This window comes from Cupriavidus sp. GW822-FHT03E04, from assembly GCF_058801495.1.
The window spans coordinates 265,066-280,661 of sequence record NZ_JBXANI010000006.1 but is presented as its reverse complement, the minus strand read 5'-3'; the positions used below and the strand labels follow the sequence as shown (position 1 = coordinate 280,661).

Here is a 15,596-nt window from a genome sequence, read left to right as displayed (position 1 = left end):
GATATGCGAGGTTGATCGAGCGCCGCTCAGTCAATGCTCAGTGGGAATGCTCAGTAGTAATGCAGGTCGGTCGCCTTCCCCCAGAATACACGGTAGGCATACACCGTGTAACCCAGGATGGTCGGCAGCACCACTGCCGCGCCCACCAGGATCACCCCCAGCGACTCCGGCGCGCTCGCAGCTTGCCAGATATCGATCTTGTCCACCACCAGGTACGGGAAGATGCTGTAGGCCAAGCCGTTGAACGCCATCAGGAAAATCACCGCCGTGCCGGCGAAGGGCACCCAGCACCAGCGGTCGTTGCCGCGGTCGTGCATGGCCGGCAGGCGCCGCAGCAGGCGGTCGATGAGGATGAACAGCGCCACCGTGACCAGTGGGATCGGCGCCAGCAGGATGATGTTGGGCAGCGAGAACCATTTGTCGAAGATGCGCTGGCTCACCATCGGCGTGACCAGCGAGATCGCCGCCACGCCAATGCCCGTCAGCCACAGGCTGCGGCGCGCCCAGTACATGGCGCGCCGCTGCAGGCTGCCGCTGGTCTTCATGATCAGCCAGCCCGCGCCCAGCAGGCAGTAGCCCGCCACCAGGCACAAGCCCACCACTACCGCAAAGGCCAGGTCGAGCCAGCCGTGCTGGAATCCCGTGATATACAGGCCGAGCATCAGGCCCTGCGAGAACGCGGCCAGCAGCGAGCCGGCGTAGAACGCGCGGTTCCACCACGGCTTGTGGTGCGCGCGTGCCTTCACGCGGAAGTCGAACGCCACGCCGCGCAGGATCAGCCCCGCCAGCATCAGCGCCACCGGCAGGTAGAGCTGGGTCAGGATCACGCCGTGCGCAATGGGAAAGGCCACCAGCAGCAGGCCCACGCCCAGCACCAGCCAGGTCTCGTTGGCATCCCAGAACGGGCCGATTGAGGCGATCATGGTGTCCTTGTCGGCATCGTCCGCGCGGCGCAGCAGCACGCCCACGCCCAAGTCGTAGCCGTCCAGGATCACGTAGACCAGCATGGAGATGCCCATCAGGGCCAGGAACACCAGCGGCATCCAGCCGGCGGGTTGGGTCAGGTCGGTCATTCTGCGCTCCGCAGTTCGCCAGGCAACACGGCTTGAGGGAGGGCGGTCCGCGGGTTATCCGCCTTCGGGTCGGTCCCGGCCTTGCGCGCCAGGTGGAACACCACCGAGACATAGGCCGCGATCAGCGCCAGGTAGAGTGCCAGGTACATCGCCAGCGTGGAGGCGATCATCGCCGCCGGCACCTTGGACGCGGCCTGCGCTGTGGTCAGCACGCCGTACACCAGGTAAGGCTGGCGGCCAATCTCGGTCACGTACCAGCCAGCCACCAAGGCCACCCAGCCGGAGAAGGTCATGGCAATCAGCACGCGCGCCATCCACGGCGCGGGCCGGCCGCCACGGCGCAACTGCCACGCCGCCACCCAAGATGCCGCCAGCATCAGCAGGCCCACGCCCACCATGATCCGAAAGGCGAAGAACAGCGGCGCCACCGGCGGGTGCTTGTCGCCAAAGGCATCGATGCCCTTGATCTCGCCATCCATGTGATGCGTCAGGTAGAGCGAGGCCAGCTTGGGAATGGCGATCTCGAAATCATTGCTTTGCGTGCTTGCGTTGGGCACGCCGAACAACACGGCGGGCGCGCCCTTCTCCGTCTTCCAGATCCCCTCCATCGCGGCGATCTTGGCCGGCTGGTGGTGCAGCGTATTCAGGCCATGCAGGTCGCCCGCCACGATCTGCAGCGGGATCAGCACCGCGGCAATGGTCACACCGGTGCGCAGCGACGACAGCACCTCCGGCGCGCGGTCGCCACGCAGCCAGCGATAGGCCGAAATGCCTGCCAGCAGGAACGCCACGGTCAGCCCCGACGCCAGCAGCATATGCACGAAGCGGTACGGGAACGACGGGTTGAAGATCACCGCCAGCCAGCTCGTCACGTGCGCGCGGCCATCGATCATCTCGAAGCCCGCGGGGGTTTGCATCCACGAATTCAGCGCCAGGATCCAGAACGCCGACAACGTGGTGCCGCCCGCCACCAGCAAGGTGGCGATGGTATGCGTGCGGTTGCTCACCCGGCGCATGCCGAACAGCATGATGCCGAGGAAGGTCGCCTCCAGGAAGAACGCCGTCAGCACCTCATAGGCCAGCAGCGGACCGGCCACGTTGCCCACGGTCTCCATATAGCCCGGCCAGTTGGTGCCAAACTGGAAACTCATGGTGATGCCGCTGACCACGCCCAGCGCAAAGGTCAGCGCAAAGATCTTCACCCAGAAACGGTACGCCGCCATCCAGCGTTCATCGCCGGTTTTATTGAAGCGCAGCTTGAAAAACAGCAACACCCAGCCCAGCGAGATGCTGATGGTGGGAAACAAGATGTGGAACGTGATGTTGGCGGCAAACTGCACGCGCGCAAGCACCACCGGGTCGAGCGACGAGAACATGCAACTACTCCTTCCGGGTGCGGATCGTCTTGGCTTTCACGGCACTGGCAGGGGGCGTGCCGGCGCGGGCTTTTCCGCCGATGGCAAGGCTGAGCTTGTCCTTCACGTCCAGCAGCTTGTTGACCTTGGAGCCGAGCTTCATCAGCTTCTCCAGCGTGGCCACATCCAGCTTCTGGATCTCGCCGAACCAGCTCGTCACCAGTAGGATCAGCCCGTACATCTCCTTCATCCGCTCCTGCGCATGGCGATCGTCCGGATCGCTCACGGTCTCCAGCTGGACTTCGCGCAGCATGGACAACGTGGGGTCGATCTCGCGCCGGCGGCGTTCCTCCGCCAGGGTGCGGAAAATCGCCCAGACATCGTCAGGTGCCGAGAAATACTCGCGGCGGTCGCCCGGCTGGTGAGATAGCTTGACCAGGTTCCACGACTCCAGCTCCTTCAGCCCGATGCTGACATTGGAGCGCGAGAAGCCCAGCGCCTCGGCGATTTCGTCGGCGTTGAGCGGGCGGGAGGCGGTAAACAGCAAGGCATAGATTTGCCCAACCGTGCGGTTGATGCCCCAGCGGCTGCCCATTTCACCGAAGTGAAGCACGAAGCGCTGGATCAGGGGCGACAGATGCATCTTGTTTGTTTTGAATTTTTAGGAAGTTGTGAAAGTTTAGTACGAAAAGGCGATCTATGCTGCGGTGCGGGGTGCGACAACGGGTCGCTGCTGTCTGGCGTCACTGTCACGTCTCAAAGTTAGTGGGTAAGAAGCGCTGGCGATGTAGGTTGCGCCACGCATAGGCGGGGCTTGGGATGTGTCCGTCCCGCATTCCAAATATGCGCCGCGCAGGAGTATTGATAGTTCACCGATGCTGGCCTTATCCGTGCAATCTTCTCCGCAGACGGAGCGGCGATATCCCGGAAAATTCGCTGTCTCCTTGACTAGGGCTGCTCAGATTCGGAATTCCTTTCGCTGAGGTCGAACGCCTGTCTCGCCTTTTCAATGGCCGGGAGATGCGCGATGGCCCATAGGCCGAGTGCTTCCACAGGTGTCCTTAGCGAGTGGCCGAGGGAGGTCAATGCATTCCTCACTTGTCCGGCGCATACTTCGCCGCATCCCGTGATCCCAAGGCGCCGAACGACGCAGCGCTTCTGCGGGATATTGAGTTGGGACGCGCCATCCTGGAAGAATTCCTGGCGGTCGACGTGGTGGTCATTGGTGTCGCATTTTACAATTTCAGTATCGCCAGCCAACTGAAGGCTTGGATCGACCGCATCGCCGTCGCGGGAAAGCCCTTTCGCTATACGGACAGAGGTCCAGAAGGGCTCGTGACCGGCAAGCGCATCATCCTGGCCGTTGCACGTGGCGGGTACTATGGCCCCGGTTCGCGCAACGCGGCACTGGAGCACGCGGAAGCCTATCTCCGGAGCGTATTCTCGTTCGTTGGCGTGTCCCAGCTCGAAGTGGTCGCCGCCGAGGGGGTATCTGCCGGTGCTGAACAAAGGCAAGTCGCTATCGAGCAGGCACAGCGAAAGATAGGCGATCTGCTCCCGACCTGAGTGCAACCAAGTCGTCGGGCCGGGGGGCAGGGGGGCCAGGGGAAACGGCGAGACACGATGGCAGTTGTCTCGCCATCGTCGTCAGAATAGCTTGATCAAACGGATCTGGGTCATGCTCCCGACCTTTGCATTGCGCGAACTGGTTGTCGCCATGTATTGCAACGTCAACGCAGCGTCAATGCCGGGCACCATCGCGGTATAGAACGCACCGGCATTGAGGGATCGGTAGCGGCTTGGGCCCCAGGGGTTGTTCGAGTCGTCCTGGTATTGTTGAACGAAGACAGTGTGCAGTCCGAGCACGCCAATCCCGGTCTTGTATGCCGCCGCGCCTTCCAATCCGATCCAGTTTCCGCTGCGGAGGTCATTGTCCCGATTCTTCGTATTCAGGCCCAAGGTCACCTTTGCCGCGATGGCGATGTCCGGCGTCGGCAGGTAGGCCACTTGCACCGACGGCCGCAGCGTGTAGAAATTACCGGTGCCTATGTCGGGTGCAGGCGATGCGTTGTAGCGCCCTGTCGGAATGACGAGGGATGCGCCCAGCAATACGCGCAGCTGTTCGGTCGTATAGAGCCAGCCGCCTTGCAACTCCAGGTCGCCGATGCCCGATACGTCGCCACTGGAACTGGCTGCTTCGCCGGCGAGGCTTGACTGATATGTCGCGCCGAACTGGCTGGCGATGGCCTGCTGTGCGGCCGCGGGGACCGCGGGGTTCGCCTGCACGGCTGGCGTTGCGGCAGTAGCCCTGACCGATTGGGACTTGACGCCATACGGCAGAACGCCGCCGAATGCGAAGCGACCGCCGCCATAGTCCGCGTTGGTAATGTAGCCAATGCCGAGGTTGAACAGCTTGAAAGTGCCTGAGGCAGGGATCTGGGCGGTATTGGCGCCATACGTGGGATACGCCGTCACGGGGGTAGGGGATGGAAGTGGAATGGCGCCACCGGGGATCGGCTTCGTCAGTGTGTTGCCATCGTTGCCGGTCACCTTCCTGATGTCGATGTAAGTCGCTGCGACACCAACTGCGAGCCCGGCGGCATCCGGGGGGGTGAACATTTCTCCTCCGATGCTGCCTGCGACGTTGTACCGCACCTGAAAGTCTTCTCCGGCATGTGCGGTCATGCTTGCAAGGCAAGTGATTGCCGCGATGGAAAGGCAATAAGCAGAAGTCTGCAACACAAGGGTCTCCTCCTTGTTATTGAAGCGGCGTAAAAGAAGCCCCGCCCGCAGGCGCCATGAACTGGCGCCAGAAGGTTTGTTGTTTGTTATCTGTCTGCGGGGCGACGGGTGCCTTCAGGCAGCCTTGGGGAGGCGTATGTCGAGGCGTACCTGCGGCGGATCGATCAAATCAAGGGCGCGCTGGAGGATGTGCTCGGCTTGAGAGGCCGGGCCTTCGGCGAGCACGCATCGGTCCGGGCGGACCACCACCATCCAGTCGAGCGGGGCCACGCGGGGCAACACGACCTCGTCCAATGCTTCAAGGCGCCGGCCTTTGGGCGCGAGATGCTGTGCCTGGGCACGTTGGCACCATTGCCACACCTTGCCGCCGGCGAGGGACCAGCGGACCATGAGCTCGGACGAGAGACGCGTCGCGGGGTCAAAGCCAAATCCGATGACTGCACACTCAAGCCCCAGGCAATCGTCGCTAAGTGTCGGGATTCCGCATTCTGCCGGTCGGACCCACCCCTGTGGAAAGCTCGAACCGGCACGCAGCTTCTCGGTGCCGCGCACGCGCAAAAACAGGCCTTTGTCGAACGTGTTTGCGGGCTTCACTTTCAGGTCTTCGAACAGGGCTCGGCCGCGCGGCAACAACCTTATCGCGCTCATGCATCCGTGTATGGCGAGTGCGGCAGCTCTGTTGCGTGGCATGACAAGTGCTCCAAGAAAGCGCGCCAGGTTGATGATCTTCCTTGCGTGAGGCCGGCGTTCCTGATCATAGCTGTCGAGAATCTGCTCGCTCGCCTGACCGCGTAGCACCCACGCCAGCTTCCACCCAAGGTTTGCCACGTCTCGCAGGCCGGCCACCAATCCTTGCCCGGCAAAAGGAGGCGTAATGTGAGCGGCATCACCGGCCAGGAAACATCGGCCTTTCGAGAACGATTTGGCTTCACGTGCGTGAAACCGATACACGGCGGTGCGTTCTATCTGGATCTTGTCTACATCGCACCACGGCGCGAGCAGCTTGCGCACCGATTCAGGCCGCTCCATTTCCGCAGCGCTTTCGCCCGGCTTCAACATGAACTCCCAGCGCTGGCGGCCTCCTGGGGCGACCATATGCGGCGTTGGCCGTGCCGGGTCGCAGACGAACTCGCAATGGTCAATGGGATTCGGCACGCCAAGCGCGTCGACAATCAGCCAGTCCTGCTGGAATGTGCGGCCCTCGAAATCAAGCCCCAGCTCACGCCGGACCAGTGAACCTGCGCCATCGATGCCCACCATGTACTTGGCCCTGATCTGCTGGTCGGAGGCGCCAGCTGATTTCACGACGGCATGCACACAATGACCGTCATCGACGAAGGACTGGAGTTCAGTCCCGAGGCGAACGTCGACGGTGGGGTGCGCTGACAGCTTCTTGCGCAGCACGGCCTCCAGCTCTGGCTGGTAGAACGTGACGAGCGTCGGATGGCCGTCGACAATTCTCGCGCTGTTGATGCGCGCAAAGCGGCCGAACAGTGGCGAGCGGTATTGCACCTTCGGAATCGCCACCGTGGCGAATTCTCCCTCCGCTACGCCCACGAGCTGCAGAATGCGCAGGGCCTCGTTGTCCAGCGCGATTGCGCGCGGTTTGGCAAAAATCTCCGTGGCGCGGTCGATGGCCAGGACGCGGATCCCGTAGCGGCCAAGCAGGTTGGCCAGCGCTGCCCCCACCGGCCCCAGTCCAACAAGCAGGACATCCGTATCGAGCATGTTCCCCTGCGGGGTCTTCGTGGTGTCCGTCATCATTGCTCCTGCCATGCGGGAATCACGGGATAGCGGGCTACCAGTGCTATCGCCGCCTCACGTGACGCGACCGGACCGGAGATATCGGCTATGGCACCGCGCTCGGGGCAGAGGCGGGCCTTGACGCGGGTGTCGGACATACCATGCTCGGCAAGCGCCGCCTGGATGACGTGCTCGATGGTGAGCAGCCGCAGGTCCGGCTTGGAGACCTTGCCGACGGCGGTAAGGGGCAGTGCTGGCATGATTTCGATGCGCACTGGCACCGCCGCACGCTCAGGAATCCTCTCCCGCGCGTATGCCATCAATGCTTCGGTGCAAGCTTGTGCGCCTGGCCTGAGTACCGCGAAGGCTACCGGCAATTCACCCGCATGGGTGTCAGGCTGTCCGACCGCAGCGACCATGGCGACTTCGGGGTGTGCGGCGATCGTATCCTCGATCATCGACGGATCGATGTTGTGGCCGCCACGGATAATCAGGTCTTTCGCGCGGCCGCACAGCGTTAGAGATCCATCCGCGTCAAAGCGGCCCAGGTCGCCCGTGTTGAACCATCCGCCCTCGATCCAGATGCCACGGTTGTCGGCTTCCCTTAGGTAGCCGGGAAACACATTGGGGCCGCGTATGCCGATCACGCCGGTCGTACCGGCTTCGGCAAGCTCGGCGGGCCTGCCGTCTGCATGTAGCTTGAACAGCTTCAATTCCTGATACGGAATGCGGATGCCAACCGTACCCGCCTTGGGCGCGGCTTGTGGCGGGTTGACGGTCGATACGCAACTACCTTCCGTCAGGCCATATCCCTCGTGGATGCGAACACCAGTGAGCGTTTCAAACTCGTGTGCAACCTGACTGGGTAGCGGCGCGGCACCACAGAGGACGTGGCGCAAGGTCGGGATCCCGTCCGCAGGCAGCGGCCTGGAAAGCAGTGCCGTCAGGATGGTTGGCACGGCGGAAAACGTGGTGGCCCCAAATCGGTTGGCAATCTCCCAGAAGGCGTCCAGCATGCCCGGCGTCCGATACCCGCCTGCTGTCAGCATGACGATTTCCGAACCGCTGTGAAGCGCACCGAGTCCGGTCACCATGGCGCCATTCACGTGGAAAAGGGGCAACCCCGCCAGCATCACGTTATGCCGGTCGTCAATCCTTTGAAGGATCCATGCCATCACGGCTTCGTTCAGGTGACTGTGCACGGCCACCTTGGGATACCCGGTGGTGCCACCCGTATGAAAATAGGCGCACGGCTCGGTGGGCGTGAATCGCCGCCCGCTGATCAGCCGCGTACTGTCGGATTCGGCCAGCGCGTCATGGAAGTCAAGCACCTGCACGCCGGGGCGGGTCGGCATCTTGCCGCACGGGATGTGACCGCCGGATCCGGTACGCCGCCCCATCGCGGCCGTCGGGTCGACCTGCAGGATCGTCTCGACCCGAGGCAGCCTGTCCGCGACTTCCACGGCTTTTTCCCAGATACCCCCTTCCGTGGTGGGCCCCAGGGCGATGACAACCTTGGCTCCCGTCTCTTCGCAGATCCGGGCAATGTAGCTGGACTCCAGCATCGGGTTGATCGGGCTGGCAATGCCGGCAGCCTCGGCGCCCCATAGTGCCAGGTGGCTCTCGATCAAGTTCGGTAACAGGATGGCAACCGGCACGCCCGACCTCACGCCGAGGCGGTGGAGTGCATTAGCGGCGCGATGGATGCCTTCCAGCAATTCTGCATAACGGGCGTCGCGCGTCGGCGCGGAGGCGCTGCCATCCAGTAGTAGCCGCAGGGCCACGCGTTCCGGCCAGCGCTCGCAGGCGGTCCGTAGTACATCGTAAGTGTTTGTGGCGCGGATTACGTACTGCCAGGGCATCCGTTCGATCTGTTCCACGTCCTCCAGTCGCCTGACGACCTCTGGCATGGCGCTGATTGCAAGGCTACTCATAAGACTTCACTCTCATTCCAAATACTGCGATGGGATGTGCCACATGTTTCGTCGCCAACTGGCGTAGTCGTCATGCTGGGGCGATAACGGTGGTCTGCTCGCCCAGGTCGATGGTGCCGTCATCCGTGCGAATCGAGGCCCGGATGCTATCGCCGGGCCGAAGGTAGGCGGGATTGGTCATGCCGCGGCGCACAAACATGCGCCATTTGCCGGCGTCGCTGAGAAAGTGTTTCGCCAAGAACATGGCGAGCTTTCCCGGCGCGCGCGCCGCGCAACCGGCAGGCGTACCGGTGGCGATCAGGTCGCCTGTGTGAACGTCGTGCATGGATGCCAGTTCCGTCAAGGTTGAAGCCGGCGCGTGGATCATATCGGCGCAGTAGGCGTCCTGCCGGGGCTGTCCGTTGACATCCAGGCGCATCCGCAATTCCGGCCAACGTTGCCACTCTTCCGGTGTCAGCAATATGAGCCCAGGGCCAACAGGCCCGAAGCCGCGATAGCTCTTTCCCTTGTAGAACTGACCCTGCGGCAATTGCACGTCACGCGCCGACAGGTCATTGACGATGGTCACGCCGCCAAGCCAATCACCGAGAGCGTCGGGGCTGACCTTCACGCCAGGTTGCAAATCCCGCCGCAGCACCAGCCCGAGCTCGATCTCGTAGTCGAGCAGCTTGACGTGGGCTGGGGAGGCAACCGGAGCATCCGCGGCCGTGATGCATGAGGATGCCTTCGTGAAGATGGTGTTGAAGGGAAAATTCTCGACACGCAGACCGGATTCCATGACGTGGCTGCGGTAGTTGATGCCTTGGCAGAGGAATTGCTGGTTCTGCGTGACGGGTGCGAGAAGCTGGACGGCCTCGCGCGGAATCGTTGCCTGCGCCGCTGGCACTTGCCAGATGCTTTGCCAGTGTTTGGCAAGCAACTCGCCTGTGGTCGCGGCGTTGGCCTGCAACGGCGCGATGCGTGCGCCAAAGAGAATGCCCCATCGCGGGCCATCCGTATGGATATAGCGAATTACGGTACGAGACATGATGCTTCCTAGGGAATTGCTTAGTTCTAAAGCCAGGGTCTGGCGGGTGCACCCAGCGCCGTTTCGATCAGCTTGAGCCGCGCCGGCGCTATCGCCTTGCGCCGTACCAGCCTCAGCACCTTCAGCACATTGCGCAAAGTCTTTCTTGGCTTCATGGAAGCCGGTGCGTCGGCGCCCCAGGCCCAGATGCCGCCGAAATCAAGCGGCGAGTAAGCGGTTTCGAAATCCGCGGTGAACAGGTCACCATCGGTGTAGTGCTCCAGTTCGAAGCCGTCCGGATCGCGCCAGTAGTCGAACAACTGGCTTCCCAGCAAATGCCGCCCGATGCCCCACATATGCGAATGGCCTTGCGCACGCAGCACCTGTTGACCTTGCCCGAGCGCATCGAGATCGATGACTTCGTACGCGCTGTGCTCGTATTTCTCTTCGATGCCACCCACCAGTACGAGGGTGTGGTGGTCGGCTGGCGCCTCACCAAGGTCGAGCCGGCAGAAGGCCAGGTTGGGACTGCCATCCGCGAGGTACTGCACATCGGTCGGAATGACACCCAGTACGGTCATGTACCACGCCGCCATGGCGGAAAAGTCCACGGTTTGAAATACAACATGACCCAGCCGGACAATACTGGCCGGCTCAATCGGGGTGCGAACAGTGCGGTTGACTCGCGGCGCATGTTGCGCCGTGTTGGTCAATGTCATGGGTGGGCGCATGGGCAGCGCTTCGACACGCTGCTGGCCTTGCACGAGCCAGACACTGCGCCCGGAAGGATCGAATAGCTCGACACCGCGCCCGCCTCCGGGAATCTGCTGGTCGGACAACCACGTGGCGCCAAAGCGATCGGAATACCGATGCAAGTCGGTATCGTCGGACATGCGAAAGGCAGGCCCAACGAAGCGGCTCGCCGCCGAACGTTCGGCCACCGCAATGCAGGGGGCCGTCCCGACGCCACGGGCCGTGAGCCGCTCAGGCGAGTCGCTGGCCACATGCATGCCGAAATCGCGCCAGAAGCGTTCAGTCGCCGCCAGGTCTTTCTTTTCCCAGCGAAGGAACGCCAGTTCCACGGCTCTACCGAGCGGCTTTGGGCGAGTGAGCCGTTGCACGCCAGGTGGCAGCCGGCTCTCCGGGTAAGACTCCGGCTGGCGGAGCATGACAGTCGATTTGGGCATGAGGTCTCCAACCGCTGAGCGGTCCGTTTGTGATTGTTTTGGATCGACGCCGTGCCTGCAGGTGCTGCCAAGGAGGTGCCACGGCGCTTGCGACGTCGGAATGCGGTGTCAAGCGACGTCGTTCATGGTCGTGATAATAGTCTATTTGTCAGGATGACTAATATCTCGTTAACACCTAGATGATGTGACAAGGTGGGTTGGTTGCAGCGCCCCGCCGTGCGCAAGGTGCGGGGCGTTTCACGTCTAGCCGCCAAGGGGTGCACTCCGCTTGCAATATGAGCCGCAGTTTCCCGATACACATTCGCCACGCCCCCCAACTGCCCGGGCGCTGGCACCTTTGTTTCGGTGCGGCCGCTCAGGACCTTGGCTCTGGGCTGCATGCTTTTCCTGAACGCGGGAGAGTCGGGCGCTATCTATCTCACGGCGGCCTATCAGCTGGCATTGGCGCATGATCTGCCGAGCCTCGCTGCAAGTGATGCACTCACGGCGGGACGGGAGATGGCTGTGCGGAGGGCGACGCCTTGCTGCGTCTCCGCGTAAGCCTCCAGGCGGCACTTGACTGGATCAACGATTGTTCGTCCGGCAACCCGCTGGCCGACCTCGCGCCGTTGGTATCCAACGATTGTTCGGGAACTGCGCGGCAGGCCGGCGTGATGCTGATTCAGCCGCTGTAGGACTTGACCGCTGCGATCGCTTGCAGCACGGCAGCCTGACCATCACGTTTGCCGACAACCAGGCGGTGTGGCGAGTCAGCCTGGTCACGCTCTTGGTCAGGCGATGCCCTTCACAAATCTGGCTATGTCGCTAACGCCTGATCGGTCGATATGCCGGGTTGGTCGCCGCGCCACTCCGCTAAAGGTGGGTAACGGCACACATTTAGCGACTAAGCGACTCCACGCCGACTGCTATATCGGCAGCGGTTGCTGCGAGGATTTCCCGATACGCATTCACCACGCCGTCCATCTGCCCGGGCGCGGGCACCTCTGTTTTGGTGCGGCCGCTCAGAACCTTGCCGTCCGGCAGTCGCCGCACGGTCCAGGTGATGGTCGCCGCTGCCCACTTGCCCACATTGGCGTCGAGGTTTACCACCTCGGTCGTTACCCGAAAGGCCGGCTGCGTCGCCGACAGGCCGTGCTGGTAGACATCCAACGCGTCAAGCGTCGATTGCAGTTGCTGCGACAGTGCATCGCGTAGCTCGTCGGGCAATGGGGACGTCCAGCGCGATGTGTCGAGCAGCTTCACCTCCCCGCTGGTGCCGTCACGCACCACCAGCTGAATGCGGTTCAACCGCTCGGGCACGCGCACCGGCGTGACCTCGATCCATAACGGTTCGCTGCGACGGCTGGCTCGCCCTGTCACGGCCGGCGCGGCGTCGGAGCGATTGGCAGCCAGCGTGTAGTAGCGCGCCTCGGGTGACGCGCAGCCGCACATCATGGTCGTGGCCGCGGCGGCCAGCGTAACAAACAGCGTCATACGTTTCATCATTTCTCTTCCCTCTTGCCTTGCAGCAGTGCTTCGGGATGCCGCTCGAGATAATCGGTCAGCGTGCGCAGCGAGACTGCCGTTTGCGTGAGTTCCTGCATCATCCGACGCGTATCCTGCTGCAGCGATGCGTCGGGCGCCAGCGCGCCATTGGCCGTGGCGAGCGTGCGGCGCACATCCTTGAGCGCGGCGAGCACTTCTGGTGCCACATCGCCATTGACCTGTGCCACGAGCTTGTCCGCGTTGACGAGCATTTTGTTCATAGACACCATCGCCGTGCGCGCGTCCTGCCCGATCTGGTCGAACGGCACTTTGCCGATCTTGGTCACAATGTCGCCAAGCTTGGCTTGCAGTTCGTCGAAGGTGCCCGGCGTGGTGGGGAACTCAGGCAGCGACCCGTTCAGGTCCAGATCAGCCGGCAGAGTTGCCTTCGGAAAGAAATCGAGTGCCACATAGAGCTGGCCTGTCAGCAGGTTGCCTGTGCGCAACTGCGCACGCATGCCGCGCTGTACGAGGCTATGCACGATGGCGAGCTTGCGCGCGTCGTCAGCCACGTCTTTCTCGTGCAGACCCATGCGAGACGGATAGAGTTCCACCACCACGGGCATGCGGAAGGCCTTCTTGTCACGCTGGTATTCGATACCGATCGAGCGCACTTGCCCGACGGTCACACCGCGGAAATCGACTGGCGCACCTGGAGACAGGCCGCGCACGGACTGATCGAAGTTGAGCACTGCCAGTGCGGGGGCGAGTTCCTCCGGCTCTTTCATGGCTTCCGATTGGTCCGCCGCTAGCAGGAACTCGGTGTTCTCGGCGGCTGTGGCGTGCGCAGTCGAGTGCTCCGGCGCCTGGAAGGCCAAGCCACCAAGCATCACGGTGACCAGCGACTGCGTGGACAACTTCAGCCCGTTCGCATCGAGCTTGAGGTCGACGCCGCTGGCATGCCAGAAGCGCGTATCGGCGCAGACGAGCTTGTCATAGGGCTTGTTGACGAAGATCCGCAGCGTGATGTCGTGGCCGTTCGGCTCGAGTTGATACGCTACGACATGGCCGACCTGCACGCGACGATAGTAGACCGGTGAGCCGATGTCGAGCGAGCCCAGGTCTTGCGCACGCAGCACGAACTGCCTGCCTGAGGCGTCGGCAGTGACAGTCGGCGGGACTTCGAGCCCGGTGAAGCTACGCGTCGTCTCGCCTGACTTGCCGGTATCCACGCCGATATATGCGCCCGATAGCAGCGTCTCGAGCCCCGACACGCCGCTGGTTGCAAAGCGAGGCCGCACCACCCAGAAGCGTGTGTCGGCCACGGCGAAGGTCTCCGCGTCCTTGGTCAACGCAATCGTCGCGATCACATGCGAACGGTCCGCTGCCAGCCGTGCCGTCTTGACCAATCCGATATCGACGTCCTTGTAGCGCACGGGGGTCTTGCCCGGCGTCAGGCCTTCGGCGGTGCGAAATGTGACGGTGATCTCGGGCCCGCGCGATGCTAGCGTGTTGATCAACAACGAAAGCCCGACTACCGCCGCAACGAGGGGGATCAGCCAGACGAGCGAGGGTAGCCAACGCGCGCGAGGCTTGCGCCCGGGCGGCGGTACATCATGAGGTGGGGGATGATTAGTGTGTTCAGGCATGATCGGAGTGCGGAAATTCGATGGGGGGAGGCGACGTGTCAAGCGCATCCCACAGCAGACGGGGGTCAAAGCTCAGTGACGCGAGCATGGTCAGCACGACAACCGAGGCAAAGGCCAGGGCCCCGCCCCCGGGCGTAATCGTGGCCAGCGCCCCGACCTGCACCAGCGAGGCCAGCAGTGCCACGACGAAGATGTCGAGCATGGACCATCGGCCGATGACCTCGACCAGCGCGTAGAGCCGGGTCTGTTCTCGGATGCGCCAGGTCGATCTGCGGCGCACCGATACCAGCAGCAATGTCAGGATCATCATCTTCAGCAGCGGGACAACAATGCTGGCGATCAGCACCACGAGCGCCAGCATGTGCGAGCCGGACAGCCATAGATAGATCACGCCGGACATGATGGTGTCGCGCTGTGTACCGAGAATTGACTGCGTCACCATCACCGGGAGCAGATTGGCTGGGATATACAGAAGGTAAGCGGCCAACAGGAAAGCCAAGGTGCGCGACGCGCTGGCTGGCTTGCGATGATGTAGTACGGCGCCGCAGCGGGGACACGGTCCGGCCTCGAGCGTCATCGGGCTGAGCCGGTCGCAAGCGTGGCATGACAGCAGTCCGCGCGAAGCAGCGGTAGCGTAAGGCAATTGAGTCGCGGTCATGTTGCGGCGTCCGGCGAGCAGGTTTGTATGTCATCTGCACCGTTCGCATCGAGGTGATGCCACAGGTCGCGCGGATCAAAGGACAGGATGGCGGCAAGTACGACCACGAGGGCACCGAATGACCAGAGCGCGACGCCAGCAAGCACCTGCGCTATGGTCGACAGCTTTACCACCGTCACCAGCACGCCGATCATGAATACCTCGATCATGCCCCACGGCCGCGTCAGGAGAATGCCGCGCACAAGGCGGTCGAATCCGGGGGGCATGCGGTGCTGCGCCATTGGCACGAGCAGGTAGCACATCATGAGTAACTCGGCCAGCGGAAGCAGGATCGTCGTGGCGAACACGAGCATCGCCACCGGCGACATGTCATGCGCGTAGAGTGCTTGCACGGCGCCCCATAGCGTGGTCTCCACGCGCGAGCCCTTGAGTTCCATAGCGACAATCGGGTACGCGTTCGAGATCATGAACAGGATCAGAGCGGTCACAACGAGCGGCAGCAGGCGGCGATAGGCAAGTGAACTGTTGCGATAGAGCGCACCGCCGCAGCGCAGGCAGGTGGCACGTTCGCCCGGTTGCAGTGTCACGCGCATATGGAGTGCGTCGCAATGCTCGCACGCAACCAGCCGGTGCATGTCCTGTGGTGGATCTGGCGGCGGGAGGTGGTTCTGATGCACGACGTGTCCTGGGATGGTTATCGGCCTCGTTGCATGAGGCAAGCAGTGCGTCGAGCGCACCGGAATCTTTCGAGATTCCCGCATTCTGCTACAAAATGACTTGTGTGT

General features: G+C 62.7%; 14 protein-coding genes. 2 read left to right on the top strand and 12 right to left on the bottom strand.

The window, feature by feature from the left end; translation table 11 throughout:
- Positions 1–50 precede the first annotated feature (50 nt).
- The 3 genes from AC1RQC_RS10440 to AC1RQC_RS10430 are packed head-to-tail and all read right to left on the bottom strand — an operon-like array spanning position 51 to position 3,071.
- Entirely contained in the window at positions 51–1,073 is a 1,023-nt protein-coding gene (locus AC1RQC_RS10440; RefSeq protein ID WP_150986716.1) for a cytochrome d ubiquinol oxidase subunit II, read from the bottom strand.
- Positions 1,070–2,449: a cytochrome ubiquinol oxidase subunit I gene (locus AC1RQC_RS10435; protein ID WP_492883194.1), complete on the bottom strand. Its 1,380-nt coding sequence runs from the start codon at positions 2,447–2,449 to the stop codon at positions 1,070–1,072. The genes AC1RQC_RS10440 and AC1RQC_RS10435 overlap by 4 nt, the downstream gene beginning before the upstream one ends.
- Positions 2,450–2,453: 4 nt before the next feature.
- Positions 2,454–3,071: a GbsR/MarR family transcriptional regulator gene (locus tag AC1RQC_RS10430; RefSeq protein WP_492883192.1), complete on the bottom strand. Its 618-nt coding sequence runs from the start codon at positions 3,069–3,071 to the stop codon at positions 2,454–2,456.
- 455 nt (positions 3,072–3,526) lie between these two features.
- On the opposite strand from AC1RQC_RS10430, the gene AC1RQC_RS10425 reads away from it, so the two are divergent.
- Positions 3,527–3,994 carry an FMN-dependent NADH-azoreductase gene (locus tag AC1RQC_RS10425; RefSeq protein WP_492883190.1) on the top strand — a complete coding sequence of 156 codons (468 nt, stop codon included), beginning with the start codon at positions 3,527–3,529 and terminating at the stop codon, positions 3,992–3,994.
- Between the two features lie 81 nt (positions 3,995–4,075).
- Here AC1RQC_RS10425 and AC1RQC_RS10420 read toward each other — a convergent pair whose 3' ends face one another.
- From AC1RQC_RS10420 to AC1RQC_RS10400, 5 genes are all read right to left on the bottom strand, one after another.
- A complete protein-coding gene (locus tag AC1RQC_RS10420) occupies positions 4,076–5,170 on the bottom strand; it encodes a transporter (RefSeq protein WP_492814323.1) in 1,095 nt (364 codons plus the stop codon).
- Between the two features lie 114 nt (positions 5,171–5,284).
- Entirely contained in the window at positions 5,285–6,934 is a 1,650-nt protein-coding gene (locus tag AC1RQC_RS10415; protein WP_492374891.1) for a bifunctional 3-(3-hydroxy-phenyl)propionate/3-hydroxycinnamic acid hydroxylase, read from the bottom strand.
- Entirely contained in the window at positions 6,931–8,793 is a 1,863-nt protein-coding gene (locus AC1RQC_RS10410; RefSeq protein ID WP_492374892.1) for an acyl-CoA synthetase, read from the bottom strand. The genes AC1RQC_RS10415 and AC1RQC_RS10410 overlap by 4 nt, the downstream gene beginning before the upstream one ends.
- 124 nt (positions 8,794–8,917) lie before the next feature.
- Positions 8,918–9,796 carry a fumarylacetoacetate hydrolase family protein gene (locus tag AC1RQC_RS10405; RefSeq protein WP_416051824.1) on the bottom strand — a complete coding sequence of 293 codons (879 nt, stop codon included), beginning with the start codon at positions 9,794–9,796 and terminating at the stop codon, positions 8,918–8,920.
- A gap of 104 nt (positions 9,797–9,900) precedes the next feature.
- On the bottom strand, positions 9,901–10,935 hold the full coding sequence (locus tag AC1RQC_RS10400) for a VOC family protein (RefSeq protein WP_492883188.1): 1,035 nt from the start codon (positions 10,933–10,935) through the stop codon (positions 9,901–9,903).
- A gap of 626 nt (positions 10,936–11,561) precedes the next feature.
- On the opposite strand from AC1RQC_RS10400, the gene AC1RQC_RS10395 reads away from it, so the two are divergent.
- Complete coding sequence (locus AC1RQC_RS10395) at positions 11,562–11,714, top strand: hypothetical protein (protein ID WP_492374895.1); 153 nt, start codon at positions 11,562–11,564, stop codon at positions 11,712–11,714.
- Positions 11,715–11,916: 202 nt separating this feature from the next.
- On the opposite strand, the gene AC1RQC_RS10390 is transcribed toward AC1RQC_RS10395, so the two are convergent.
- From AC1RQC_RS10390 to AC1RQC_RS10375, 4 genes are read right to left on the bottom strand one after another with little or no spacing between them, the layout of a single operon-like run.
- Positions 11,917–12,525 (bottom strand): PqiC family protein, encoded by a 609-nt coding sequence (locus tag AC1RQC_RS10390; protein ID WP_492831783.1) that lies wholly within the window; start codon positions 12,523–12,525, stop codon positions 11,917–11,919.
- Positions 12,522–14,153 carry a PqiB family protein gene (locus AC1RQC_RS10385; protein ID WP_492883186.1) on the bottom strand — a complete coding sequence of 544 codons (1,632 nt, stop codon included), beginning with the start codon at positions 14,151–14,153 and terminating at the stop codon, positions 12,522–12,524. Before AC1RQC_RS10385 ends, AC1RQC_RS10390 begins: the two co-directional genes overlap by 4 nt.
- A complete protein-coding gene (locus tag AC1RQC_RS10380) occupies positions 14,146–14,811 on the bottom strand; it encodes a paraquat-inducible protein A (RefSeq protein WP_492831779.1) in 666 nt (221 codons plus the stop codon). Before AC1RQC_RS10380 ends, AC1RQC_RS10385 begins: the two co-directional genes overlap by 8 nt.
- The gene (locus tag AC1RQC_RS10375) at positions 14,808–15,446 is read right to left on the bottom strand and encodes a paraquat-inducible protein A (protein WP_492374925.1); all 639 of its coding nucleotides are present in this window, start codon (positions 15,444–15,446) and stop codon (positions 14,808–14,810) included. The genes AC1RQC_RS10380 and AC1RQC_RS10375 overlap by 4 nt, the downstream gene beginning before the upstream one ends.
- Positions 15,447–15,596: the final 150 nt, after the last annotated feature.

Excerpts from the sequence above, each read along its gene's own strand:
- AC1RQC_RS10440 (WP_150986716.1), bottom strand. The coding sequence starts at position 1,073 with ATGACCGACCTGACCCAACCCGCCGGCTGGATGCCGCTGGTGTTCCTG.
- AC1RQC_RS10435 (WP_492883194.1), bottom strand. The coding sequence starts at position 2,449 with ATGTTCTCGTCGCTCGACCCGGTGGTGCTTGCGCGCGTGCAGTTTGCC.
- AC1RQC_RS10430 (WP_492883192.1), bottom strand. The coding sequence starts at position 3,071 with ATGCATCTGTCGCCCCTGATCCAGCGCTTCGTGCTTCACTTCGGTGAA.
- AC1RQC_RS10415 (WP_492374891.1), bottom strand. The coding sequence starts at position 6,934 with ATGATGACGGACACCACGAAGACCCCGCAGGGGAACATGCTCGATACG.
- AC1RQC_RS10390 (WP_492831783.1), bottom strand. The coding sequence starts at position 12,525 with ATGATGAAACGTATGACGCTGTTTGTTACGCTGGCCGCCGCGGCCACG.
- AC1RQC_RS10385 (WP_492883186.1), bottom strand. The coding sequence starts at position 14,153 with ATGCCTGAACACACTAATCATCCCCCACCTCATGATGTACCGCCGCCC.
- AC1RQC_RS10380 (WP_492831779.1), bottom strand. The coding sequence starts at position 14,811 with ATGACCGCGACTCAATTGCCTTACGCTACCGCTGCTTCGCGCGGACTG.
- AC1RQC_RS10375 (WP_492374925.1), bottom strand. The coding sequence starts at position 15,446 with ATGCACCGGCTGGTTGCGTGCGAGCATTGCGACGCACTCCATATGCGC.